At 64.4% G+C, this 25,265-nt stretch carries 23 protein-coding genes and 1 pseudogene; 14 read left to right on the top strand and 10 right to left on the bottom strand.

Going from position 1 to position 25,265, the window contains the following annotated elements; genetic code table 11:
• The 7 genes and pseudogenes from B2246_RS14555 to B2246_RS14525 form a co-directional block, all read left to right on the top strand.
• Positions 1-828: pseudogene (locus B2246_RS14555) on the top strand (hypothetical protein); the annotation flags it as partial.
• A gap of 1 nt (position 829) precedes the next feature.
• A complete protein-coding gene (locus B2246_RS14550; protein WP_008651828.1) occupies positions 830-1,084 on the top strand; it encodes a hypothetical protein in 255 nt (84 codons plus the stop codon).
• Positions 1,085-1,339: 255 nt separating this feature from the next.
• The gene (locus B2246_RS14545) at positions 1,340-1,531 is read left to right on the top strand and encodes a hypothetical protein (RefSeq protein ID WP_008651829.1); all 192 of its coding nucleotides are present in this window, start codon (positions 1,340-1,342) and stop codon (positions 1,529-1,531) included.
• 3 nt (positions 1,532-1,534) lie between these two features.
• Entirely contained in the window at positions 1,535-3,301 is a 1,767-nt protein-coding gene (locus B2246_RS14540) for a ShlB/FhaC/HecB family hemolysin secretion/activation protein (protein ID WP_008651830.1), read from the top strand.
• A gap of 58 nt (positions 3,302-3,359) precedes the next feature.
• Entirely contained in the window at positions 3,360-4,034 is a 675-nt protein-coding gene (locus B2246_RS14535; protein WP_008651831.1) for a CsgG/HfaB family protein, read from the top strand.
• A gap of 30 nt (positions 4,035-4,064) precedes the next feature.
• Positions 4,065-4,538 carry a DUF4810 domain-containing protein gene (locus B2246_RS14530; protein ID WP_008651832.1) on the top strand — a complete coding sequence of 158 codons (474 nt, stop codon included), beginning with the start codon at positions 4,065-4,067 and terminating at the stop codon, positions 4,536-4,538.
• Entirely contained in the window at positions 4,535-5,194 is a 660-nt protein-coding gene (locus tag B2246_RS14525) for a DUF799 domain-containing protein (protein ID WP_035881028.1), read from the top strand. Before B2246_RS14530 ends, B2246_RS14525 begins: the two co-directional genes overlap by 4 nt.
• A 128-nt stretch (positions 5,195-5,322) precedes the next feature.
• Here B2246_RS14525 and B2246_RS14520 read toward each other — a convergent pair whose 3' ends face one another.
• Positions 5,323-5,808 (bottom strand): adenosine-specific kinase, encoded by a 486-nt coding sequence (locus tag B2246_RS14520; protein ID WP_286882371.1) that lies wholly within the window; start codon positions 5,806-5,808, stop codon positions 5,323-5,325.
• 190 nt (positions 5,809-5,998) lie between these two features.
• Here B2246_RS14520 and B2246_RS14515 point away from each other — a divergent pair, with 190 nt between their 5' ends.
• Entirely contained in the window at positions 5,999-7,048 is a 1,050-nt protein-coding gene (locus B2246_RS14515) for an MBL fold metallo-hydrolase (RefSeq protein WP_286882370.1), read from the top strand.
• A gap of 39 nt (positions 7,049-7,087) precedes the next feature.
• On the opposite strand, the gene B2246_RS14510 is transcribed toward B2246_RS14515, so the two are convergent.
• From B2246_RS14510 to B2246_RS14495, 4 genes are all read right to left on the bottom strand, one after another.
• Positions 7,088-7,810: an MgtC/SapB family protein gene (locus tag B2246_RS14510; protein WP_200876263.1), complete on the bottom strand. Its 723-nt coding sequence runs from the start codon at positions 7,808-7,810 to the stop codon at positions 7,088-7,090.
• Between the two features lie 112 nt (positions 7,811-7,922).
• Positions 7,923-8,123, bottom strand: coding sequence for a hypothetical protein (locus B2246_RS14505; RefSeq protein WP_215242812.1), 201 nt, complete (start codon positions 8,121-8,123; stop codon positions 7,923-7,925).
• Between the two features lie 281 nt (positions 8,124-8,404).
• Positions 8,405-9,820, bottom strand: a complete 1,416-nt coding sequence (locus tag B2246_RS14500) for a sensor histidine kinase (protein ID WP_286882368.1) — start codon at positions 9,818-9,820, stop codon at positions 8,405-8,407.
• Between the two features lies 1 nt (position 9,821).
• A complete protein-coding gene (locus tag B2246_RS14495; RefSeq protein ID WP_186426820.1) occupies positions 9,822-10,499 on the bottom strand; it encodes a response regulator transcription factor in 678 nt (225 codons plus the stop codon).
• Between the two features lie 177 nt (positions 10,500-10,676).
• Between B2246_RS14495 and zneB the strand changes: the two genes are divergently transcribed.
• From zneB to B2246_RS14480, 3 genes are read left to right on the top strand one after another with little or no spacing between them, the layout of a single operon-like run.
• Positions 10,677-11,834 carry a zinc efflux RND transporter periplasmic adaptor subunit ZneB gene (gene zneB, locus B2246_RS14490; protein WP_286882367.1) on the top strand — a complete coding sequence of 386 codons (1,158 nt, stop codon included), beginning with the start codon at positions 10,677-10,679 and terminating at the stop codon, positions 11,832-11,834.
• Entirely contained in the window at positions 11,827-14,946 is a 3,120-nt protein-coding gene (locus tag B2246_RS14485; protein WP_008651845.1) for an efflux RND transporter permease subunit, read from the top strand. The genes zneB and B2246_RS14485 overlap by 8 nt, the downstream gene beginning before the upstream one ends.
• Positions 14,946-16,481, top strand: coding sequence for an efflux transporter outer membrane subunit (locus B2246_RS14480; RefSeq protein WP_286882365.1), 1,536 nt, complete (start codon positions 14,946-14,948; stop codon positions 16,479-16,481). Before B2246_RS14485 ends, B2246_RS14480 begins: the two co-directional genes overlap by 1 nt.
• On the opposite strand, the gene B2246_RS14475 is transcribed toward B2246_RS14480, so the two are convergent.
• The 3 genes from B2246_RS14475 to B2246_RS14465 are packed head-to-tail and all read right to left on the bottom strand — an operon-like array spanning position 16,466 to position 19,362.
• On the bottom strand, positions 16,466-17,908 hold the full coding sequence (locus B2246_RS14475; RefSeq protein ID WP_286882364.1) for an ATP-binding protein: 1,443 nt from the start codon (positions 17,906-17,908) through the stop codon (positions 16,466-16,468). The two genes, B2246_RS14480 and B2246_RS14475, sit on opposite strands and share 16 nt — an antisense overlap.
• Positions 17,884-18,549 carry a response regulator transcription factor gene (locus tag B2246_RS14470; RefSeq protein ID WP_008651850.1) on the bottom strand — a complete coding sequence of 222 codons (666 nt, stop codon included), beginning with the start codon at positions 18,547-18,549 and terminating at the stop codon, positions 17,884-17,886. The genes B2246_RS14475 and B2246_RS14470 overlap by 25 nt, the downstream gene beginning before the upstream one ends.
• Before the next feature lie 48 nt (positions 18,550-18,597).
• Positions 18,598-19,362: an MFS transporter gene (locus tag B2246_RS14465; RefSeq protein WP_008651851.1), complete on the bottom strand. Its 765-nt coding sequence runs from the start codon at positions 19,360-19,362 to the stop codon at positions 18,598-18,600.
• A 304-nt stretch (positions 19,363-19,666) separates the two neighbouring features.
• Between B2246_RS14465 and B2246_RS14460 the strand changes: the two genes are divergently transcribed.
• Entirely contained in the window at positions 19,667-19,978 is a 312-nt protein-coding gene (locus B2246_RS14460; protein WP_008651852.1) for a hypothetical protein, read from the top strand.
• A 7-nt stretch (positions 19,979-19,985) separates the two neighbouring features.
• On the opposite strand, the gene B2246_RS14455 is transcribed toward B2246_RS14460, so the two are convergent.
• A complete protein-coding gene (locus B2246_RS14455) occupies positions 19,986-20,606 on the bottom strand; it encodes a response regulator transcription factor (protein ID WP_008651855.1) in 621 nt (206 codons plus the stop codon).
• 73 nt (positions 20,607-20,679) lie between these two features.
• Here B2246_RS14455 and B2246_RS14450 point away from each other — a divergent pair, with 73 nt between their 5' ends.
• Entirely contained in the window at positions 20,680-22,305 is a 1,626-nt protein-coding gene (locus B2246_RS14450; protein WP_286962656.1) for an ATP-binding protein, read from the top strand.
• Here the strand turns inward: B2246_RS14450 and B2246_RS14445 are convergent.
• Entirely contained in the window at positions 22,295-23,851 is a 1,557-nt protein-coding gene (locus tag B2246_RS14445) for an efflux transporter outer membrane subunit (protein WP_008651858.1), read from the bottom strand. The genes B2246_RS14450 and B2246_RS14445 overlap by 11 nt on opposite strands.
• A 169-nt stretch (positions 23,852-24,020) precedes the next feature.
• Here B2246_RS14445 and B2246_RS14440 point away from each other — a divergent pair, with 169 nt between their 5' ends.
• Positions 24,021-25,235, top strand: coding sequence for an efflux RND transporter periplasmic adaptor subunit (locus B2246_RS14440; protein WP_035881042.1), 1,215 nt, complete (start codon positions 24,021-24,023; stop codon positions 25,233-25,235).
• Positions 25,236-25,265: the final 30 nt, after the last annotated feature.

The following is a 25,265-nucleotide window of genomic DNA, read 5'->3' as shown; positions in this document are numbered from 1 at the left end:
CGGTTTAATCGGCAGTTGCATCCGGATGAGAAGATGCTGGCGCAGAAGATGGCGGCCAAAAGCAACGGCAAGTACACGGCCGAGCAGATTGAAGCGCAGATGCGCCTGTCCAACGTCGTCGATATGAACGGTACCGTGCTGGAATACGGTACACCCGATCAGATTGATGCGGTGACCACAAAGCCGACAGATACCGGTGTGCAGTGGACTTCGATAACAGGTACGACGCAGATCCGGGAAATACAAGCGCAGCCAGATGCTGGCTTCATTGCTTACATCCAAGCGCAGCGGAGGACGATGCAGGGGGATGTGCCTTATACAAGCCGAATGGACTTTAGTAATGTTCCGAAGGTCAGCTACTCACCAGGGTTACTGTCCACCGCAAAATGTGGAGGTGGACAGACTGATTGCGCAGCAGGACTTCCAACTCCATATAGCGCGGAGGAGGTGGCAAGGCGAAGGGTTCAAGTTGCTGATGCAGCAAGCAACTTTGGCACCCAGACAGGACGGCTGGGCGCAGCAGCAGGTGCCATTGCTGCAAGCTCTCCAAATCCCGTCGTGTCGACGACTGCCGGCACGATATCTTTCGTAAGTACGGTCGCGAGTGTAATTGCAGGAGGTGTGGAGCAACTGGCAAGACCGGACGTGGGCCAGTATCTTGGCGAGGGCGCTCTAGGTGCCACCGGCTATTTTCTTGGTGAACGTTATCCCATGGCTGGACCTGTGATCAATGAATTTGGGGAGGGAATAAAGGCTACCGGTGCCATGGATAACATTAAAGCTTGGATAAACAAAGGTTGGAACAGGACAACGACGTCGGAAAAGTAATATGAAAATGATAAAGGATGGAAACCTCACCGCGCTGATGCGTGGGCTGATAATCTTCCTCGGTGCCGGGATCGGAGCGGCAGGATTGGGGTTGGATTGGCTTCCAAAGTGGGCGAGTATCGTGATGATTCTCGGTGGCTTCGCTGCAATGCTGCTGGGAGGCCTTAGTTCTCGCGCTGCACTGATTGGTCTAAGGCCCTTCGGTGAATCGGAATGGCGCAAAGCAAAGCGGACCTACGAGAAGGACGACAAGTGAATCGACAAGACGACCAAGGGTCACGGAGGTGACGTGCATGCAGTAGTTTTCATTATCGGAAAACGCTGACGGACTGCTTGTATTGCAAAAACTACCGGGAGCAAGACTAATGCGCCCGCCGTGAAAAAAGCTTCCCGGCCACTGATCTTCATTTCGGCCAGATTTCAGAGCCAGTAGTCCTCAATTACTTCAACCAAAACGGCACCAGACCGACCAACGCCCCCTAACCAACTCTCCGATAAGGGGCATAACTGCATGAAGAAGACGCTCGCATTTTCCCTGCTCGCAACGGCTACCGCCATTGCGGTCTGTGGTGGTGGTACCGACAGTGGCACGACCACCGGCGCCACTGGTGTCGCAAGCAATCTCATGGCACTACTTGACGCATCGTGTCTCGCCGCCATGCCTACGGGCGGCACGATGACTGGCGTCGAATTGAAGCATTAACCCATGAGAATCAAGTCGATGGCGATGACTCGCCCACTTCATGCGAGCCTGCTTCTGCTCGGCCTTTCCACGTGCGCGGAGGCGCAGCCGACTGGCCCGGGCCGGAGCCCGGCCACCACCGCCGCCGATCAACAACAACTCACCCGCCAGCAACAGGAAGCCCGCGAGCGCGCCCAGGCCATTGAAGCGCCCGGCGTGCGCGCGCAGGATGTGACGCCGCTCGCCTATCCGACGCTGCCGACCGAGACGCCATGTTTCCGCATCGACCGCTTCGTGCTCGACGTCCCTGCCGATCTGCCCGATAGCGTCCAGGTACACGGTGCCTCTACGCTGCCGATGGACCCGTTTGCTTTTGCCCGTGCATGGCTCGATCACTATCAGGGTGCGTGTGTCGGCAGGCAGGGCCTGGATATGCTGACCAAGGGTGTGTCTCAGACCATTCTGAGCCGAGGCTATGTCACCACGCGCGTGTTACTGCCGCAGCAGGATCTCAGCACCGGCACATTGCGGTTGGCGCTGATCCCCGGCGTGATCGGCGAGTTGCGTTTTGCGGAACCGGACACGCGCGGCACGTGGAAGTCCGCGTTTCCGGCACGTTCGGGCGATCTGCTGAATCTGCGCGATCTGGAGCAGGGGCTGGAGCAGATGAAGCGCGTGGCCAGTCAGGATGCGGAGATGCAGATCGTGCCGACTGCCGTGCCGGGCGTGAGCGATGTAGTCATCGCGGTCAAGCGGGCGAAGGCGTGGACCGTGGTGGCGTCGATCGACAACTCGGGCACGGAGGCAACGGGCAAATGGCTCGGCAATCTGAGTCTGGGCATCGATAACCCACTGGGTCTCAACGATCTGTTCAACGTCGGCTATATGCAGGACGTTGAGCTTGGCAACCGGAAGCACGGCACGCATGGCTGGAACGGCTTCTACTCGGTGCCGTGGGGTTACTGGACGGGCACGCTGTCCGCGTACTCGAACACGTACTACCAGCAGATTGCGGGCGTCAACCAGACCTTTGTCTCAAGCGGGAATTCGCAGACGGTGGACATGAAGCTGCAACGCGTGCTTCGCCGCAGCCAGAACGACGTGCTGGGTCTGCAGTTCCGGCTCTCGCGCCGCTTTGGCGAGAGCTTCATCGAGGACACGGCAATCCCCCAGCAGCGGCGCAACAACACGTTTGTGGAGGCCGGCTTCACCGATCGCCATTACTTCGGCGCGGCGCAGTTCGATGGCAGCCTCGTGTATCGCCAGGGCATCGGCGGATTCGGTTCGCAGGCCGATACGCTGGCTGTGAACGGCGGGCCGACATGGCGCTACAGCATGGTCGTGGCCGATGCCAATCTGTCGGCGCCCTTCCGGCTTGGCGAGCAGATGCTGCGTTACGTGACGACCTTCCGTGGCCAGTACACCGGTGATCGCCTGTATGCGCTGGACATGATGACCATCGGCAGCCGCTATACGGTGCGCGGCTTCGACGGTGAGATGCTGTTGGCCGGCGATAGTGGCTTCTACTGGCGCAACGAACTGCAGGCACCCGTCGCCAACACCGGGCAGGCGCTGTATGCGGGGCTGGACTACGGACGTGTGTTCGGGCCGTCGACGGTCGGGCTGGTTGGCACGCAACTGATCGGCGCGGTGCTGGGCCTGCGCGGTGGCTTTGGTTCGAAGTTCGGGCGGCTGTCCTATGATTTCTTTGTCGGCCTGCCCGTGTACAAGCCCGCTGCCTTTCATACGTCTGGCGTCACCGGCGGGATGCAGGTGGCGTATCAGTACTGAGTTTTCATACCGGCGGCTGTCGCCGCTTTCAGCAACGTAGTCAAACAGGAGAAATTACGTGATTCGATTCAAGACCTATGCCGCGGTGGGTGTCGTGGCGGCGCTGGGGTTGGCAGGCTGCGCGACCGAGACGTCCACGGCGGTGGCCGTGCAGAAGGTGGAAAGCGCCAGCCGCCCCTACAACGGCGTGCGCACGCCGATCGCTGTGGGCAAGTTCGATAATCGCTCGAACTATATGCGCGGTGTGTTCTCGGACGGCATCGATCGGCTGAGCGGCCAGGCGAAGACAAGTCTGGTGACCCACCTCCAGCAGACCAATCGATTCAATGTGCTGGAGCGCGAGAATCTGGACGAGATGAAGCGCGAGGCGACGATCAAGAACCAGGCCCAGAAGCTCAAGGGCGCCGATTATGTCGTGACCGGCGACATCACCGAATTTGGCCGCAAGGAAGTCGGCGACGTGCAGCTGTTCGGCATTCTGGGCCGCGGCAAGGAGCAGGTGGCCTATGCCAAGGTCAATCTGAACATCGTGAACATCAGCACCTCCGAGGTCGTTTACTCGACGCAGGGCGCGGGCGAGTACAAGTTGTCGAACCGGGAGGTGATCGGCTTTGGCGGCACGGCGAGCTATGACTCCACGCTCAATGGCAAGGTGATGGATCTGGCCATGCGCGAGGCGGTGAACAACCTTGTGGGCGCCATCGAATCCGGCGCGTGGAAGCCGCAGCAGTAATCGCTGTTCTTTGTACGACGGGAAGAAAAAATGAAGAGCATGGTCACGCTGCGCAAGGCAGCGTTTTTGTCGGCGGCCGGCCTCGTGCTGGCGGGTTGTGCGAGTGGGCCGAAGCCCCTCTATCAATGGGAGGGGTATCAGACCCAGGTCTATCAGTACCTCAAGGACGGCGCGAAGGAGGAACAGGTGCTGGCGCTGGAAAGCGGGCTGGACAAGATGAAGGCGAAAGGTGGCTCGCCGCCGCCGGGGTATCACGCCCAGCTTGGCATGTTGTATCTGAATCTGGGCAAGGGCGACCAGATGGTGAAGGAGTTCCAGACCGAGAAGACGCTGTTCCCGGAGGCCACGCCCTATATGGATTTCCTGATGCGTAATGTGAAGACCGATGCGCGCAAGGATGTGAGCGCAGGGGCCGCAGCCGATGCCGCAACCAACGCCTCGGCCAAGGCCAAGGCTGACACGGCGGAAGCGAAGTCCGACGCCACCACCGGGAGCGCCAAATGATGCGTCGAATCCTGACCTATATCGCGGGCCTGGGCGCCGTGGTGCTGTTCGCGGGCTGTGCCGTGCCGACCAAGCAGATTGACTATTCGGCGTACAAGGCCAGCCGGCCGCGTTCGATCGTGGTGCTGCCGCCGTTGAACGAGTCGCCGGATATCAATGCGACCTACGCGATGCTGGCGCAGTCCACCGCGCCGCTGGCCGAGTCGGGCTACTACGTGCTGCCCGTGGCGCTGGTTGACGAGACGTTCCGCCAGAACGGGTTGACCGTGCCGGGTGACATCCACGCCGTTCCCGTGGCCAAGCTGCGCGAGATCTTCGGCGCCGACGCCGCGCTATATGTGACCGTGAGCGAGTACGGTTCGAAGTATCAGGTGCTCAGCAGCGTAACGCGCGTGGCCGCGAGCGCGAAGCTGGTGGATCTGAAGACCGGCGACGCGCTGTGGAGCGGTTCGGCCGCAGCGGCCACCGACGACTCCGGTAACGCCGGTGGCGGACTGGTGGGCGCGCTGATTGCCGCGGCCGTTGCCCAGGTGATCAACCACACGGTGGATCGCAGCTACGGCGTGGCTGGAGCCGCGAGCGACCGGTTGCTGTCGGCGGGTCAGCCCACCGGTATTCTGTACGGGCCGCGTTCGCCGAAGTATCAGTCGGACTAACGATAGTCGGCGTACATCGTCAGGCCACGACCTCGGTGATCCGGGGTTGTGGCGGTGCCTCATGGACGATACGGGCAATACAAGCGAAACGCGCGACACGCGCGATACTGGCCATCGCTCCCTCCCACTCAGAGCTTGTAGCCAATCTGCCGCAGCAGTTGCTTCCGGTCGGCGATATCGGCGGCGGTCTCGATGCCTAGCGGCGGTTCCCCATCGACGACGCCGAGCACGGCCCGGCCAAGATCCGTCTGCGCGACGATGACCTCCGTCGGGTTCGCGGTCGCACAGTAAATGCGGCATACCTCCGGCACGGCGCGCACGGTGCCGAGCACGTTGACGGGGAAAAACCCATCCCCAAGAAAGATCAGGAAGGTATGCCCAGCCGCGATCGCGGTGGCGTTCTGGCAGGCCAGGTCGATCATCGCCTCGTCGGTGCCAGACCAGCGCACGAGCCGTTTGCCCGATGCCTCGCAGAAGGCGACGCCGAAGCGGATGCCGGGTACCGTGCCGACGAGTGCCTCGTGCAGATCCTCGACGGTCTTGATGAAATGTGACTGTCCGAAGATGAAGTTGGTGTCTGCCGGCTTGGATACCGGCACCGCGCTGAGTTCCATGACTTGCTCTCCTGCATGGGTGCCTATCCAGTCAATGGTAGGCCGCGTGTCTTCGAATGCAAGCCGATGCATCCCGGGTGGATTAAGATAGCCGTTACGCCTGCCGGCGTCGTCGCAGATGCAGCACACCGGCATGTGTTCAGCGACATCGTCAGTTTCCATCGACATCCACATTCAGAAGGAATCTCTCATGAAGCTGCATTCAACTCCGCTTCGTGCCGGAATGGGGTCCGGCAAGCGCGTGTTCCAGACGCTGGTTTCCGCCACGCTGCTCGCGGCCGCGACACTGGTCCTGCCCGCGATGCCGACCGATGCGCGTGCGCAAGCGCCCGCGCACGCGCAAAAGAAGACGCAGGTGCCCGGCTACTACCGCATGATGGTCGGCCAGTTCGAAGTCACCGCGCTGTACGACGGCTATATCGATCTCGATCCGAAGCTGTTCAAGTACACCAGCGCGCGCGAGGTACAACGGCTGCTCGCGCGCATGTTCGTCGAATCGACGCCCGGCATGCAGACAGCGGTCAATGCCTATCTGGTCAATACCGGCAGCCATCTGATTCTGGTCGATACCGGCGCATCGGCATGTTTCGGCCCAACGCTGGGACGGATCCGAGAGAACCTGCACGCGGCCGGCTACGAGCTGGAACAGGTGGACACCATTCTTCTGACCCACCTGCACGCCGATCACGCCTGTGGTCTGCTTGCCAATGGCACGGCGGTGTTTCCCGCCGCCACTGTCTATGCCGACAAGGCCGACGCGGACTACTGGCTCGACGAGTCGAAGGCCGCGGCAGCACCCAAGGATGCGCAAGGTCTGTTTGCCATGGCACGCGACGCGGTGGCGCCGTACCGGGCAGCCGGCCGATTCCGCACGTTCAGTGCCAGTGCCGGCGCAGGTGACGAACTCGTGCCTGGCGTGCGCGCGGTGCCCGAGTTTGGCCACACGCCGGGGCATGTCGGCTATCTGTTCACGTCCGGCAAGGAAAAACTGCTGCTGTGGGGCGATGTCATCCATAGCCACGCGGTGCAGTTCCGCAGCCCGCAGGTGGCGCTCGAGTTCGATACCGACAGCCATCAGGCCGTGATTACGCGTAATCGCGTGCTGGCCGACGCCGCCCGCGACAAGCTCTGGGTAGGCGGCGCGCACCTGCCGTTCCCGGGCATCGGCCATGTGCGGCGCGAGCAGGTCGGCTATACATGGGTGCCCGTCGAGTACGGGCCGATCCGCAACGATCGCTGAACGGGGCGGGGTTCACTCTGGCGGCGCCTTCGGGCGCCGCTATTCCGTGGTGCTCGGACTCCAGAACGCCTGGGTTACCGCTTCACATGCCGAAAGCCTCGCCACCACGGCATCCAGCTCGTCGCCGTCGACCGAAGTGGCCATGAGCACGGCTTCGATCTCGATATCGTTCGCGCCGAATGCATGAACTACCAGATCGCGCGTGGGATGGTTGCTCGCTTCCAGCAGGTCCGACAGCAGGCGCAATGCCTCTTTCTGGCGATGGCGTGGCGCGATCACGTAGACCGTGTTGGTCACCTCGACCGCAGGCGTGTCGATCGGCTGCTGGTTGATGCGATTGACCACGGGACGCAGCAGCGTGTTGGCGGCCAGTACGAACATGCAGCCCATGCCGGCCTCGATGATCAGGTCAGCCCCCGCGCTGGCGCCGACCGCAGCGGAGCCCCACAGCGTGGCAGCGGTGTTCAGGCCGCGCACATTGCCTTCCTCGCGCATGATCACGCCCGCACCAAGAAAGCCGATGCCGGATACCACGTAGGCCACCACGCGCACCGCGCCGTCGTGGCCGGCGAGCCGGTTGGCCATGTCGACGAAAATGGCCGCGCCCACGGCAACCAGCACGTTGGTGCGCAGGCCGGCGGTGCGCTGGCGGTACTGGCGTTCATAGCCGATGACCCCGCCAAGTACGAAGGCGGTAACCAGGCTGATGCCGGTGTCGAGGAGCGACTCTAGGTTGATGTTCTGGATGGCTTCGATGGACATGCTCGACGGACGTGGAAATCATGACGCCACATGGCAGCCGTGGCTGGCATGTGGCAGGACACGGCACGTGCGTGCCGTGGCGTACAACTGGCGTATGGATCGCGGACGCGTCTTACCAGAGCGTGCGGCAGAACCGGATGGCCGCGTCGGCGTATTCCCGATCGGTTCTCGGGGCGTCCGTGCGGCCGGCCTGGCCGGGTGATTTCGAGTTTGTGGTCGAGGTGTTCGACTGCGTCTGGGCGCGCAGGAACGGGGAGACCAGACGCTCTGTGAGCGCGGAGGTCCGGGTGGTGGATGCGAGGAACTTGCGCATTTCCGACTCCTTCGCTGTCCTGCCGACCATGGCGGAACAGCATGGTGCCTGCCGGGGCAGGCGCGTGCGAGTGGCGCGCGGCGGGCTGGGGTGCCCGTGATTGCCGCTGCGTGACTTGCGATGGATCGATGCAAGCCAGCGACAAAATGGATGTGGGTGGCCTGCTTAACCTTGTGTTGGATATCGACTAGAACAACAGTCCATTTGAGGGTCCTCCCCAGGCGAGCTTTGATGGGACGGAGTGTATCGACGGGGTGCTGCTCCGTACACTGAATTCTTCTTCAGGAACCGGCTTCGCGCAGTGCCAGCGGAATCCTGACCGTGAACACCGCGCCACCGTCGGGCCCGTTGGCGGCCTCGATATGCCCGCCCTGAGCATGGATGATCGATTGCGACAGGGCCAGCCCAAGACCCACTCCCTCGTTCTCGGACGCGCGCGCGCCCGCGCCACGGAAGAAGCGGTCGAACAGGAAGGGCAACTCGTCCGGGGGGATGCCGGGGCCTTCGTCGGTGACGCGCAATGTGGCGTGGTGTGCGTCGGCGGCGCAGTCCACCACGATCTTGCTGCCCCGTGGCGAGAACTTGAGCGCGTTGTCCACCAGATTGGCCAGCACCAGCCCTACCGATCCGTGCGACACCTTGGCGCCGCCCGCCGCTTCGCTGCGTGCCACCAGTTCGACCTGCCGTTCGCGGGCGGCAGGGGTGGCGCGCAACAGCGTTTCCGCAATCAGCGCATCCAGTGCCTGTGGCTCGCCAGCCTGGCGATCCTGCCCCGCGTCGAAGCGGGCCAGCATCAGCAGTTCCTCGATCAGCCGGGTCAGGCGGCCCACTTCATCCAGGCAGGAGCGCAACGTGTCCACGTACTCCTGGCTCTCGCGCGGCCGCCGCAACGTCACTTCGATCTCGGTGCGCAAGCGGGAAAGCGGCGAACGCAGTTCGTGCGAGGCGTCGGCCGTGAAGCGCCGTTGCTGGTCGAAAGCCTGCTCGAGCCGGTCCAGCATCGCGTTCAGCGTATCGACGAGCTGGCCGATTTCGTCCGTTGTGCCGGGGTGCGGCAGGCGTTCGCCAAGGTTGGCGTCGCCGATGAGCCGGGCCTGCTTCACCACGTCGTTGATGCCACGGAAGGCGCGCCGCGTCAGCACGCTGCCGGCGGCGCCCACGGCGGCCAGCAGTGCGGCGGCCATGATGCCGAACAGGATCGTGGCCGACTCCAGCACGTTGTGCACGTCGTCCAGCGAGCCCGCCACCTGAATTACCACGGGCTTGCCGTTCGCCACGGCGGGCAGGGACACCATGCGCAGCGGCTCTTCGCCAAAGCTCGGCAGCGTCTGAAAGACCGCCTCCCCGCCGGACGCGAGTTCGTCGAGCAGCGTGGGCGGGGCGGGCAGCATGGCGTCACCCAGGTTTGAGCTGCGGGCCAGGATTTCGCCCTTGGCATTGACGATCTGCACCAGCCGGTCCAGGCGCACCAGCGATGGCGGGGCCGACCCGGGCGGGCGCTCGTGCACGCGGACCGGTTGCCCGTGGCTCTCCACCTGCATGCCGGCCTCGGTATCGGCCAGCGTCAGCAGCGCCGCATCGAGCTGCCCATGCACCAGGCGCGATAGCTGCCACCACCCGGCCAACGCCGAGCAGGCCACGATCACCACGATGACGGTCCAGTGGGTCAGGACCAGCCGCTGCCGGAAGTTCAGCACGTCAGAGGGCCCCCGATGGCGAGATGCGGAAGCCCTGGCCCCGCACGGTCTGGATCAGCGCCGTCATGCCCGGTGGGTCGAGTTTGCGGCGCAGGTTCTTCATATGCACGTCGATCAGGTTGTCGATGGCGATCAGGTCCGCGTGCCAGATGTGTTCCGCAAGCTGTGCCCGGCTGACGATCTCCCCAGCGTGCGTCACCAGCAGGATGAGAATCGCGTACTCCTTCGGCGTGAGATCGAGCCGCGCGCCGGCCCGCGTGACGCTACGGGTCTGCGGGTCGATGACGAGGTCATCCAGCGTGAGCGGGGCGGGTTGAGCCAGCTCCACACGCCGCAGCAGGGCCCGCACGTGCGCGAGCAGTTCCTCGAAGACGAAGGGTTTGGTCAGGTAGTCGTCGGCGCCGGTGTCCAGCCCGGTGATGCGGTCGTTGATCGCATCGCGCGCCGTCAGCATCAGGATCGGCGTGCGCACGCCCTGCTCACGCAATTCCCGGCAGAACTCGACGCCACTTTTGCCTGGAAGCATCCAGTCGAGGATCAGCAGACTGAACGCGTAACAATTGTGAGCCGCTGCCACGTCAACCGAATGGGCGGTCTCCACGTCATAACCTTCTTCTTGCAGACCACGGGCCAGCAGTCGCGCTGCCTTCTGGTCGTCATCTACCAATAGGATCCTCATGGGTTCGCCTTTCCGGGTCGGGTCTGATTCTATCAGCCGACTTTTCCGCATGTTATGCATACGGCCCTGCCTGAAGAAGAATTCAGAGTGCGCGAGGGCTTGCGTGCGTACCATTGGCGGCAAATTCCCGCATGTGGCGATTCCATATCTTTTGAAACATCAGCATCGGAGTGAATGATGAAAAACAAGCCAGCCTTTCCCGGGCGCGTTGTCTACTGGCTTGCCGCGGCGGTCATACTGGGTCTCGGCGGTGCTGGTGTCTGGACGATGCGCGCCAAGGCCGACCAGAAGCGCGCGGACCCGCCCGTCGCCCTGCGTCATGAAGGCGAGCGCCTGGTAGTCCCGGCCGAGTCGCCATTGCGCCGTACCTTGGCCGTCGCGCCTGCCACGCGCGAAACCGTGGCCGCGCCGTTCAATCTGCCGGCCATGGTGGAAGCCGATCCGGCCAAGCTCGTGAAAGTGCTGCCGCCGCTGGCTGGCCGCATCGTCAGCCTGAACAAGCAGCTTGGCGACGAGGTCAAGGCTGGCGACGTGCTGTTCACGATCGATTCGGCCGATCTCGCGCAGGCCACCAGCGACGCCGCCAAGGCCCGCGCGGCCATGACGATGGCACGCCGCAACCTGGATCGTCAGCGGGAACTGGACAAGTCAGAGATCGCCGCAAAGCGCGACTTCGAGCAGGCCCAGAGCGACTATGACCAGGCTGCCAGCGAATCCCAGCGCGCCGATGCGCGTCTGGCGCAGCTTGGCGCCAAGGGTGGCGGCACGTTGCAGGCGGGCGGCGGCCACATTCTGACCGTGCGATCACCGATCAACGGGCGCGTGGTCGATCTCAATGCCGCGACCGGCGCGTACTGGAACGACACCACGGCCTCCCTGATGACCGTTGCCGATCTCTCGCACGTGTTTGTCACGGCCAACGCGCAGGAAAAGGATCTGGGCCACGTGTACGTCGGCCAGTCGGCCACCGTCAAGTTCGACGCCTATGACGATCCGCAACCGGGCAAGGTGCGCTATGTCGGCCAGATCCTTGATGCGGACACCCGCACGACCAAGGTGCGCATGGTGTTCGACAACCCTGACGGACGGCTCCGTCCCGGCATGTTCGCGCAGGCTACCTTCCTGTCTCAGCCGCATGAAGGCATCGTCGTGCCGATGTCGGCCATCGTGCAGAGCGGCTTCTACACCCGCGCGTTCGTCGAAGTGGCGCCGTGGCAGTTCGAACCCCGTGTGATCAAGCTCGGCGCGCAGATTGGCGACCGTATGGAAGTGAAGTCAGGCCTGTCCGCGGGAGACCGCGTGGTGGTGAAGGAAGGGGTGCTGCTGAATGATTGAGCGCCTTGTAACCCTGTGCTTCAACCGGCGCGGCATCGTCGCGCTGGTGTTCGCGATGGTCGCGCTGTACGGCTGGTACGCGTGGAAGCAACTGCCCCTGGAAGCGTATCCGGACATTGCCGACACCACCTCGCAGGTGGTCACGCAGGTCAACGGACTGGCCGCCGAGGAAGTCGAGCAGCAGATCACGATCCCGCTCGAGCGCGAGATCATGGGCGTGCCCGGCATGCACGTGATGCGCTCCAAGAGCACGTTCGGCCTGTCCCTGATCACCGTGGTGTTCAAGGACGGCGCGGAGGACTACTGGTCGCGCCAGCGCCTGCAGGAGCGCATCAACGGCGTTTCGCTGCCGTACGGTGCGCAGCCGTCGCTTGACCCGCTGACGTCGCCGATCGGTGAAATCTACCGCTACACGCTGGTGTCGAAGACACGCGATCTGCGCGAGTTGTCGGAACTCCAGTTCTGGAAGGTGATTCCGCGCCTGAAGCAGGTGGCGGGCGTGGTGGACGTGGCCAACTTCGGCGGCCTGACCACGCAGTTCATGCTCGAGTTCGATCCGGTGATGCTGTCGAAGTACAACATCTCGCTGAACCAGATCACGCAGGCGATCTCCGAGAACAATGCCAATGCCGGCGGCAGCATCCTGAATCGTGGCGAGCAGGGGCTCGTGGTGCGCGGCGTGGGCCTGATCCGTAATCTGGACGATCTGGGCAACATCGTCGTCACCCAGAAGAATGGCGTGCCGGTGCTGGTGAAGGATCTTGGCCGCGTGGTGCTCGGCAACCCGCAGCGCCACGGCATCCTGGGCATGGACCACAACCCGGACACGATCCAGGGCATCACGCTGCTGCTCAAGAACGAGAATCCGTCGGTCGTGATGGAGGGCGTTCATGCCGCCGTGCGTGACCTGAACGACAACATCCTGCCCAAGGACGTCAAGGTGGTGCCGTATATCGACCGGAGCAATCTCGTCGATGCCACGGTGCATACCGTGGGCAAGACGCTGATGGAAGGCATGTTCCTGGTGTCGCTGGTGTTGCTGCTGTTCCTGGGCAGCCCGCGCGCGGCGATCATCGTGGCCGTCACGATCCCGCTGTCGCTGCTAATGGCGTTCATCCTGATGCATCATTTCAAGATCCCGGCGAACCTGCTTTCGCTCGGCGCGATCGACTTCGGCATCATCGTGGACGGCGCCATCGTGGTGATGGAGAACATCCTGCGCCGGCGCGAGGAGGACGCGGAGAAAGAACTGCATGGCCGGGACATCATGCAGTCGGTGCTGCAGGTGGCGCGCCCGATCTTCTTCGGCATGATCGTGATCATCACGGCCTACCTGCCGTTGTTCGCGTTCCAGCGCATCGAGTACAAGCTGTTCTCGCCAATGGCCTTCGCCGTGGGCTTCGCGCTGTTCGGGGCCTTGCTGGTGGCGCTGCTTCTGATTCCGGGGCTGGCGTACTGGGCCTATCGCAAGCCGCGCAAGGTGTTTCACAACCCGGCGCTGGTCTGGCTCGCGCCGCGCTATGAATCGGTGCTGAACCGGCTGGTGGGCAGCACGCGCACGGCCATCGGCATCGCGGTGGCTACGCTGGTCGGCGTGATGATCCTGGGCGCGACGATCGGGCGGGACTTCCTGCCGTATCTGGACGAAGGCTCGATATGGCTGCAGGTGACGCTCCCGCCGGGCATCTCGCTCGAAAAGGCTGGCCAGATGGCCGACAACCTGCGTGCCGCGACGATGGAGTTCCCGGAGGTGGAGCACGTGGTGACGCAGGTGGGCCGCAACGACGAAGGTACCGATCCGTTCTCGCCGTCACATATCGAGACCGCGGTGACGCTGCACCCCTATAGCACCTGGACCACCGGCCGCGACAAGCAGCAACTGATCGAGGCCATGGCCACGCGCTTCCGCGATCTGCCGGGTACTCAGGTGGGCTTCTCCCAGCCGATGATCGACGGTGTGCTCGACAAGCTGGCGGGCGCGCACAGCGACCTGGTGGTCAAGGTGTACGGCAACGACTTCGCCGAGACACGGCAGGTGGCCACGGCGATCACGCGGCTGCTGAAGACGGTGCCGGGCGCGCAGGACGTGATCATCGACCAGGAGCCGCCGTTGCCGCAGGTGCGTATCGACGTCGATCGTGCCGCTGCCGCGCGGCTGGGCATCAATGTGGCCGACGTGATGGCGCTGATCCAGACTGGCATCGGTGGCAGCCCCGTCACGCAGGTGTTCGTCGAGGACCGCAGCTACAACGTGGTGGCGCGCTTCATTGGCAGCTCGCGCAACGACCCCGAGGCAATCGGCAACCTGACGCTCACGGCCGCCAATGGCGCGCATGTGGCCCTGGCCCAGGTGGCGCATATTCGTCTGGCAGAAGGCGAGACCACGATCACGCGCGAGATGAACAAGCGGCACCTGACGGTGCGCCTGAATCTGCGCGGCCGCGATCTGTCGTCGTTCCTTGAAGAGGCGCGGACGCGCATCGACAAGGAAGTGCCGTACGACCGTACCCATATCCAGGTGGCATGGGGCGGTCAGTTCGAGAACCAGCAGCGCGCCCAGGCACGTCTGGCGGTGATCCTGCCGATGGTGCTGGCGCTGATGTTCGTGCTGCTGTTCGGCGAGTTCAAAAACCTGCGGCAGCCCGCGCTGATCCTGATGGCGGTGCCGCTGGCAACGCTGGGCGGATTGGTGGCGCTGCATCTGCGCGGGATGACGCTGAACGTGTCGTCGGCGGTTGGCTTCATCGCGCTGTTCGGCGTGGCGGTATTGAACGCGATCATCATGATCGCCAACCTGAACCGGTGGCGCGATACCGCTGGCGTGAGCCTGAAGGAAGCGGTGGTGCGTGGCGCGGGCGAGCGGATGCGGCCGGTGCTGATGACCGCGACCGTGGCAGCGCTGGGCCTGATTCCGGCGGCGCTTGCGCACGGGCTGGGCAGCGACGTGCAGCGTCCGCTGGCCACGGTGGTGGTGGGCGGGCTGATCACGGCAACCGCGCTGACGCTGGTGCTGTTGCCCGCGTTGTATTACCTGATCGAGACACGCGCGGCGAAGCAGGTGCGCGAGGAGCCTCCGGTCCAGTTCGGCCCCACCAGTGAAGGGGACTTGTAATGGCTAAAATCACTTCGATCAGCGTGGCGGCGCTGCTGGCGCTGGCCACCGCGGGTTGCGCGGTGGGCCCGGACTTCCAGCGCCCGGCCGCGCCCGAGACCGATCGCTACACGGCGACGACATTGCCCGCGGAGACCGCATCGGCATCCACGCCGGATGGGCAGGCGCAACGCTTCGCGCCGGGGCAGGATGTGCCGGCGCAGTGGTGGACGATGTTTGGCTCCAGCGAACTCAACGCGCTGGTGGATGCCGCATTGCGCGCCAACCCGGACCTGCAGGCGATGGAGGCCGCGCTGCGCGTGGCCCAGGAGAACGTGGCGGCGCAGCGTGGCGCGTTCTTCCCGAGCGTCGACGCGTCGTACACGCCGTCGCGCCAGAAGATCGCCCAGATCATCGCGAGCCCGCTGTCCGACAACAGCGATCTGTTCACGCTGCACACGGCGCAGTTGAGTGTCTCGTACGTGCCCGACGTCTTCGGCGGCACGCGCCGGCAGGTGGAGTCAGGCGTGGCGCAGGCCGACGTTGCCCGGTTCCAGTGGCAGGCCGCGTACCTGACGCTGACGTCGAACGTCGTCAATGCGGCGATCCAGGAAGCCTCGCTGCGCGCCCAGATCCGCGCGACGCAAGACGTCATCGCGCTATCCACGCGCCAGCTCGAGGCCGTGCGCAAGCAGCAGCGCCTGGGACAGGTCGGCGCCGCCGAAGTCGCAGCACAGGAAGCCACGCTGGCGCAGGCGGAAGCGGCATTGCCGCCGCTGGACCGGCAACTCGCCCAGCAGCGCAACCTGCTGGCGGCATTGACGGGCCGGTTGCCGAGCGATGCCGTGCCGCAGCAGTTCGAGTTCGAATCGCTGACGCTGCCCGGAACATTGCCACTGAGCCTGCCGTCGAGGCTGGTTGGCCAGCGTCCCGACATTCGCGCGGCGGAAGCGCAGATGCACGCGGCTAGCGCCCAGATAGGCGTGGCCACGGCGGCCCGCCTGCCCAATATCACGCTGACTGCCGCGCTCGGTAGCTCGTCGCAGGCGATTGGCGATCTCTTCACGGCCGGCACCGGCTTCTGGGGAATCTCCGCGGGCCTGATGCAGCCGATCTTCAAGGGCGGGATGCTGCTGCACCAGCAGCGCGCGGCCGAGGCGGCCTACAAGCAGGCATCCGCGCAGTACCGCAGCACGGTGCTGACCGCCTATCAGGGGGTGGCAGACGCGCTGCATGCAATCGAGGCCGATGCGCGGGGACTGCGCACGGCGTCGGATGCCGAGCGTGCCGCGTACCGGAGCTTCAACATCGCACAGGCGCAGTGGAAGGCCGGACAGATCGGCTACCCGGCCGTGATGCTGGCCGAGCAGACGTACCGGCAGTCGGCGATCACGCTGGTACAGGCGCGCGCGAGCCGGTACTCCGATACCGTGGGCCTGATGCAGGCGCTGGGCGGCAGCTGGGAGGATGAACCGGGCAAGACGCCGGAGAACCAGTCGGACAGCAAGCCGGCCGCAGCGCCGGAGGCCGCCGCCAAGGCTCAGGGTAACGGCTGATCCGTGGCGGCAGTCGCGTGCTGCCGACGGACGCCGCTCTCGTTGCCGCCATCGTTGCCGACATAGTTGTCACCACAGGGCACGCGCACCGTCACGCGCGTGCCGTGGTGCGCGGCCGCGTCGGCGTAGTCGATCTCGACCGTGGCGCCCACCCGCTCGGCAATGACCCGGACGATGGAGAGGCCAAGGCCGGAGCCGGGCGCGTCGTTGCCCGGAATCCGGTAAAACGGATCGAAGATCCTGCTTCGTTCCTCCGTGCTGATGCCGGGTCCGGAATCGGTCACGATCATTGCCACCGCATTGGGGGACGTCTCCACCGACAGGTCGACACGACCGTGTTCGGGCGTATAGCGGATGGCGTTGTCCACGAGGTTCTTGAGCAGCGTGATCAGCTCCACCTCCTGAATTGGCACCTGCGCATCGGTGTCGCCAACCGCGCCGATGTCGATGTGACGCGAATCGGCCAGGGGCATCAGGTCTTCCAGCACGCGCCGGAAGGCGTGCCGCACGGAGATGCTCTCCGCTGGCGCTGGCGCGGCGGTTGCCGATTGGGCACGTGCGAGACTCAGCAACTGTTCCAGCAGGGCGCGGCTGCGTTCGATGCCGCGCCGCAGGGTGGCCAGCCGGGTGCGCGCGGCCTCGGGCATCTCGGTGCGTTCGAGCCGTTCGGCCTGCAGCGATAGCGCGGTCATCGGCGAGCGCAGTTCGTGCGCTGCGTCGGCGACGAAGCGGCGCTGCATCTCCATGGCCTGCGCGATACGGGCCAGCAGCCGGTTGATTGCCACTACGAAAGGACGGACTTCGGCGGGAAGCTCGTCTTCCGGCAATGGATACAGTTCGTGCTCGCCGCGCCGGTCGATGTCCGTGGAAAGGGTGGAGATGGGGCGGAACATCTGGTGGACCAGATAGGCCACGATCAGCAGCAGCACCGGCACGAGCACCAGAAACGGCAACACCGTGACCTGCGCGCTGTTGCGCGCGATTTCGTCGCGCATGCCGGTTTCCTGGGCGACGGCAATGCGCTGGCCGGTCGGCAGCGTCCGGATCAGCACGCGGTAGGACTCGTGGTCGACCTCGAAGGTGCCGAGACCATCGGGTGCGCTGGCGGGCAACGCCAGCATCTGCCTGCTGCCGTCACCGCCCGGTGACAGGGTCTGCACGATCACTCGGGCTTCCTCGTCGCTGTGCGGCAGTCTGCCAGCGTCCGCCAGATGGGGCGCGGGCAGATGCTGCGCGTCGAACAGCATCGACACCTGCCGCAGCAGGTCATCCTGCATGATGTTGGCTTCGCGGAACGCCGAGGCGAACGAGAAGATGCCGCCGATGAGTGCCACCGCGAGGATCGCCAGCGATACCCAGAGGGATAGCCGTTGCTGGACCGAATGCTTTGGCCCGGCGTATTTCAGCCTTCCTTCGGCACCTGCCATCCCACCCCCCTGACGTTTCTGATGATGGTGCTGCCGAGCTTCCTGCGCAGGCCATGGATCAGGAACTCGACCGCATTGCTTTCCACTTCATCGCCCCAGCCATAGATGCGCTCTTCAAGCTCGGCACGCGACAGGATCGCGCCCGGGCGTGCCAGCAACGCCTGCAGCAGCGCGAACTCGCGATTCGTGAGTTGTTGGGGCGCGCCGCCCGCCAGGGTGGCCTGCCGGGTCGACAGGTCCAGCGAGACGCGGCCGTTGCCAAGTACCGATGACGCCAGGCCACTTCTCCGGCGCCACACAGCCCGCATTCGCGCGAGCAGCTCATCCATCTCGAATGGCTTGACCAGATAGTCGTCGGCGCCTGCATCGAGCCCGCCGATGCGGTCTTCGAGTGCGTCCCGCGCCGTGAGGATCAGCACCGGCACGGCGCTGCCACGCGCGCGCAGCGACGTCAGCACCGCATGGCCGCTCTTGCGCGGCAGGCCCAGATCCAGCAAGACCACATCATAGTGCTGGCGATCCAGTGCATCCAGCGCGGCCTGTCCATCCTCGACCCAGTCGGCGGCGCAGGAGGCGTCCTTCAGGGCGTCCTGCACCACCTGTCCGATCATGCGGTCATCCTCGACCAGCAGCACCCGCATCGCGTTCTCCATGCCAACGGTGTCCGACATCACGCATCATAGCGCCGCTCAATGGCTTGCGCGGGCCGCCGCCCGCTGGGGCAGCAGCAGGATGCAGATCACCATGAACGAGACCAGCGCGGCCGACGCCGAGAAGCGGCTCAGCGCCAGCCCACCCGATTGCAGCGGCTTGTCAAGAAAGTCGCCGACCACGGCACCGAGCGGACGGGTCAGGATAAAGGCGGCCCAGAACAGCAGGGTGCGCGAGATGCTGGTCCAGTAGTAGGCCGCGGCAATTGCTGCGAGCAGTGCGACGAAGACGAGCATTCCGCCCAGATAGCCCAGGCCGATGGTGTCGGCGGTCCAGTCGCCCAGCGCCGTGCCGAGTGTCTGCGAGAACATGATCGTCACCCAGTAGAACAGCTCGGCCTTCGGCGAGTTGACCGTGTCCACCGACACCGTTCCCATCGAGCGATACCACGTGGCCAGCGACAGCAGGAGCAGCGCCAGCAGCAGTGCGCTGCCTCCGGCATAGCCGATGCCGAGCGAGCGGTCCGCGAAGTCCGCGAGCGTGGTGCCGACAGTGGTCGTGGCGACGATGGTCACCCAGTACAGCGCGGGCCGGAAAGCGCGCGCGCGGATCTGCGCGGACACGGCGGCAAGGAAGACCACCGCGAATATCGCGGTGCTGACGAGGTAGCCGAGATTCAGCGACATCGACAAGGCATCGCCGCCGGTTTCCCCAAGCGTGGTGGCGGCGATCTTGATGAGCCAGAAGCCCAGCGTGATCTCGGGCACCTTGCTGAGTGCGTGATGTGTGGTGGAAGTGTTCATCGCATGTTCGTTGTCTTAAGGCTGGATTAAGCCGCGGCGCGTGCGCGGAGGTTGTACAGCGGCTGCATTAAGTCTTCATTAAGGAGCGACGCCGCGAAAGCGAGAGGCCATTCTTTCGTACAAGACTTAGCGTAGCCATAGTGCGCGGCGCGGCAACAATCCCTTACAAAGCTTCCGGCCAAGAATGTGTCTGATTCGTCAACGTTCGATGGATATCTCCGTTACACGTCATAACCGCGCTAACAGTTCGCAAAGACAAGACGAACCCGGGCGCTCATAGACTTGCACGCAGGAGGTACTGCATATGAAACGAATCATGATTGCCGGCATCGTGGCCGGCGTGGCGGCACTGGCATCGGGCAGCGCGCTGGCTCGCGTGGACGTAGGAATTGGCATCGGCATCCCCGGTGTCGTCGTGGCACCGGCGGCGCCGGTCTATTACCAACCGGCTCCGGTGTATGTCGCGCCGCCGCCTCCGGTCTACGTGGCACCGCGGCCGGTCGTGGTGGCGCCGGGCTACTACGATGGCTGGCGCGGCCGGGAGTGGCGCGAGCACGAATGGCGCGAGCACGAGTACCGCCGTCGTGAATGGCACCGCTGGCACGACGACGACTGATCGGTGCCTACGGTTTGATGAACCCCTCGGTGGCCGCGCGCACCACGGCTTCGACCCGCGTGGCCACGCCCAGTTTTTCCCTCGCGCGGTCGATATGGAAATCGACCGTCCGCTTCGACAGCCCCAGGATCGTCGCGATCTCGCCCGACGTCTTGCCGCGCGCGGACCATGAAAGCGCCTCGATCTCGCGCTCGCTCAGCGTGACGTTCTGCGGGGTGCGTTGTTGCGGTTTGACAGCGCGCGACAGCCGCGCTTCGATAATGCTCTCAAGGATGTCAAAATCCACGGGTTTGGTGACGTAGTCGTCCGCGCCCAGGCGGCGTCCCTTGAGTTCGGCATCGCGCTGGGCCAGCGCAGTAAGGAAAACGAACGGTACTCCGGCAAAGCGCGGGGCCAGCGCGCGCAGTTTGGCGAGCACCTCGAAGCCGTCCATGACAGGCATGCCCACATCGCACACGACAAGATCGGGTGGCATGCGCAGAATGGCGGCAAAGCCCTCCTGGCCGTCATGGGCGACGGTCACGGCAAAGCCTCGCTCGGTCAGTTCTTCCGCGATGAGCGTTGCCGTCTCTGCATCGTCTTCGATGCATAGAATCTGGCGGGGAGTATTGTCTGCAGATGTGACCATGTAGGGGCACTACTGTAGGGGAGCGGGCCGCAACCCGTCAATCGAACGGCATCTTGCAACTTCAGGGTAATGTATGCGCCACTTGTCTAGCGCAGAGGGAAAGGTAGCGGTGGGCAGGCTTTCCGCGGCTCCGCTGGCACAGCTTCATCGATTGCGTGTGCGTCTGCCGCTGGTATTCGTCTTGTTCCTGCTGCTTGTGATCGGGCTGGGCGCGTTCAGCATCAACAGGCTCAGCGCCTTTCACAACGTCGCGGCCGAGATCAGTGGCCGCTGGCTGCTGAGCAACCGCATCGCGGGCGATCTCAATAACAGCATTTCGGACTTTCGCGCCACCGAGGGCGAACTGCTTACCGCGCGCCGCGGCAAGGATCGGGGGCGCGCGGAAGGTTCGCTCGCGGTACTCGACGAAGAGATTGCGGATGCCAAGCGGCGCTATGAAACGATCGAGCATGACCCCATCGAACTGGACCTCTACCAGCAGTTCAGCGAGCAGTGGCGGGCCTATCGCGAATTGGCCAACCGGGTGCTGGTGCTCTCCCAGCGCGATGACAAGACCGATGCCATCGCGCTTTACTATCAGGAGTCCCGACGCGCCTTCAGTGTGGCCAATGCCACGCTGGCCACGCTGACCGAGCGCAACGTCACCGGCGCGAACGAGGCGACCCAGGCGGAGGCCGTAGCCTACCGGCATGCCAGGGACCTGATCGTGAACGCGATCATCGTGGCGGCGTTGCTGATGATTGCCGGCGTGCTTTACTTCGTCACGGCTGTGACCAATCCAATCGCGGTACTGGTCGACCGGATGCACCGGATCTCCGACAACGAAACCGCGATTGACATCCCATCGACCGAGCGTCCCGACGAAGTGGGAGAGATCGCTCGCGCCGTGGTCCGGTTCCGCGACAACACGGTGGCGCTGGCGCAAAGCCGCGCCACGCTGGCCGAGCAGGCCCGCACGCTGGAAATCACGCTGGCCAACGAGCGGCGCATGGCGGAATTGCAGCGCAACTTCGTGTCGATGGTGTCGCACGAATTCCGCACCCCGCTGACCGTGATCGACGGTTACGCGCAGCGCCTGAGCCATATGAAGCCGCCGCTGTCGCTCGAGCCGGTGCTGGATCGCTCGAGCAAGATCCGTGCGGCGGTGCGGCGGATGACCGCGTTGATCGAGGATATGCTCGGGGCTTCGCAGGTGCTCGACCTGGCAACGCCGGGGGCGTTTCAACGCACGGAGTTCTCGCTACGCCTGCTGGTGCACGAGGTCTGCGAGATGCATCGCGAAAGTTCGCCGGATGCGCAGATCGTGGAGCAGTGGCACAACGACGTACCCGAGATTTTCCATGGCGATGCGCGCTTGCTGTTCCAGGCCGTGAGCAATCTGATCGGGAACGCCGTCAAGTATTCGCCGCCGAAGACGCCGGTCAGCGTGGATGTATCAATGGAATCGGGCGCGATCCTGATTTGCGTCGCGGACCAGGGCATCGGCATTCCGGAGAAGGATCTCGGCCACGTGTTCGAGCGATACGTGCGCGGCGCCAACGTGACCGGCACCGCCGGCGCGGGCGTGGGACTCTATATCGTTCGGCTGGCCGCCAAACTGCACGGCGGCACGGTGTCGGTGCGGAGCGCGGAAGGTACGGGCTCGCGCTTCTTGCTCAGGCTGCCAGAAGCGCCAGCGCCAGCGCCGCTCAGCGCGTAGCGACTTCGGCGCGGGCCGGCTTGCCCGCGTCACCCACCTGCGTGCCTTCGGCCTGGCGATTCCACCAGCCGCCACCCAGTGACTGGTAGAGCGCCACGGTATCCGTGAAACGCGCGGCCTGCGCCTGTGCCGTAGCCTGCGTGGCCGTGCGCATCGTCTGTTCGGCGTTGAGGACTGCCAGCACATTGACGTAGCCGCTCGACAGTTGCTTCTCCGTGATCTCCAGCGTCGTGCGCGCGGCCTGCTCAGAGGTGATGGCCGCACGCAGCGTTTCCGCATCGGCGTCGATCGCGTGCAGCGTATCGGCTACGTTCTGGAACGCGTTGATGACGGTGCTGCGGTACTGGGCCTCGGCCTGCACGAGCGCGGCATCGGCGCCGTGCTTGAGCGCCAGCATCGTGCCGCCCGCGAAGAACGTTTGCGCGACGTTGCCCGCCAGGCTCCAGAAGACGTTGCCGGCGCTGAACATCTGGTTGAACACGGTGGCCGTGCCGCCGTACGAGCCAGTGATGGTGAGCTGCGGCAGCATGTTGGCGATAGCCACGCCGACTTCGGCCGTGGCCGAATGCAGTTGGGCTTCGGCCGCGCGCACATCCGGGCGCTGTCGCACCAGTTCAGACGGCAACGACACCGGCAGTTCCGCCGGCAACTTGAAATCGTCGAACGTGAACTCGGCGTCGAGCGGATCGGCCGGCAGCTTGCCGGCCAGGGCAGCCAGCAGGTCGCGCTGCAGGGCCAGTTGCTTGCGCAGTCCTGGCAATGCCTGCTCGGCCTGCGCAAGCTGGGCCCGGGCTGCGGCCACTTCGAGACCGCTGACGAACCCGAGCGTGAATTGCTTCTGCAGCAGGTTGTACAGCTTGGTCTCGATGGCGACGATACGTTGCTGCGCGTCGATCTGAGCGCGCAACGAGGCTTCCTCGATAGCGGCCAGGCTGATGTTCGATGCCAGTGTCAGGTAGGTAGCCTCCACCTCGAAGCGCTGCGCATCCTCGAGCGCCTGCAGCGACTCCACCCGCCGGCGGTTCAGGCCGAAGACATCGGGCGCATAGCTGATCGACAGTTCCGCCGTGTGCAGGTTGTAGAGCGGATCGCCAGACGTCAGCGTCGGCGAGATCGTTCCTACCGCATTGCGCTGCCGCGATGGCGAATAGGAACCCGAGACGGTCGGGAAGAAGAAGCCCTGCTGCGCGCGCACTTGCGCCTGAGCCTGCCGCAACGCGGCTTGCGCGGCCGTCACTGTCGGATTGGCCTTCATCGCTGCCGCGATAAAGCGGTCGAGCTTCTCCGAGTGCAACATGCTCCACCACTGTTCGGGGATCTGCATGCCTTCGACAAAGCGCTGGGCTTCGCCGCCTTGCACCGGTGCGGATGCTGTCTCGGTGGGCAGCGGCTTGGGCGTGTACGCGGTGGCGTCGGGCGCCTTCGGCGTCTGGAAATTGGGGCCGACGGCGCAGGCCGTCAGAACGCCGCAAACGGCCAGGGCGCAAGCCGTGCCGGCGAATGGGATTCTGGAGCGAATGGAAGGGCTGCGGTGATCTGGCAGCATGGGCCGTGACCTCAAAGCGATGGCTGGTGCTGTTGGTAGAGCTATTAGTAGCGCTGGGCGGATTCTATGAGCGATGCGCCGGGGAGGCCACTGTCATTAATCACAGTAGACCGTGACGCGGCGAACTCTCATCATTTGCCCAAGTTTTCAGAATCCAGAGGGTTAGTCCATGCGTTTCGATGCCAAGTCCGCCATCCTGGGCGGGGGCGCCACCGCTGTGGTCCTGGTGGGGTTGATGTTCGCATTCAACGCGTGGACGCAGCCCAGCCCGCTCTACGGCCCGGAAAAAGGCTTCGGTCAGGGAGGTCCGTCGGAGCCTAAGGTGGCGCCGCGCGGCTCGTCCGTCACGTTGACCCAGACCCAGATGGGTACGGTCAAGGTCGTGTCGGTGCAAGACTATGAGTTCGCCAACCAGCGCGAAGCCGTCGGCAATATCGACTTCAATCAGGACCGCTCGGTCCAGGTGTTCACGGCCTACCAGGGCAAGGTTCGCAACGTGTTCGTGAAGGTTGGCGAAGACGTGGCCAAGGGAGCGCCGTTGTTCGATATCGAGAGCCCGGATCTGGTCCAGGCCGAATCGACGCTGATCTCCGCGGCCGGCGCGCGCAAGCTCAATGCCAAGGCGCTGGAGCGCGCGCATCAGCTCTTTGAGATTCAGGGTATCGCGCAGAAGGATCTCGACCAGGCCATCTCCGATCAGCAGGCCGCGGAAGCCGCCTACAAGGCAGCGCGCGACGCCGTGGCCATCTTCGGCAAGAGCGCGTCCGAAATGGATCGCATCATCGAACAACGTCGCACCGACCCGGTCCTGACCGTGGTCAGCCCGATCGCGGGCCGCGTGACGGCGCGCAATGCGCAACCGGGCCTGCTGGTCCAGCCCGGCAACAGCCCGGCACCGATCACGGTTTCCGATATCTCCACGGTCTGGATGCAGGCATTCGTGACCGAAGCAGACAGCCCGCTGCTGAAGGTGGGGCAGGCGGTCAAGGTCCATGCGATGGCCTTTCCGGGACGGGAGTTCGCCGGAACCATCACGACAACGGGCGCGTCCATCGACGCCGCCACGCACCGCCTGATGGTCCGTTCCGAGGTCAAGGACCCGAAGCACGAACTGCGGCCGGGGATGATCACGTCCTTCTCGATCCGCACCGGTGAGCCAGATCGTTCCGCGGCGGTCGCCGCCGATGGTCTGGTGCGCGAAGGCGACGGCACGATGACCGTATGGACGACCAAGGATCAGCGCCGCTTTGAGCGCCGCGTGGTCACGGTCGGACAGACCCAGGACGGTCTGGTGCAGATTCTCAGCGGCCTCGCGCCGGGCGAGCTTGTGGCGAGCGAAGGGGCATTGTTCCTGAGCAACGCCGCGGCACTGGCCGCCCAGTAAGCGTATCCACCGCTTCCCAGTCATTCCGAA

The sequence above is a fragment of the Cupriavidus sp. UBA2010 genome, from assembly GCF_002335265.1.
GTDB lineage: Bacteria > Pseudomonadota > Gammaproteobacteria > Burkholderiales > Burkholderiaceae > Cupriavidus > Cupriavidus metallidurans.
Note: the sequence above shows the minus strand (reverse complement) of the source record. Positions and strands in the feature narration are given on the sequence as shown.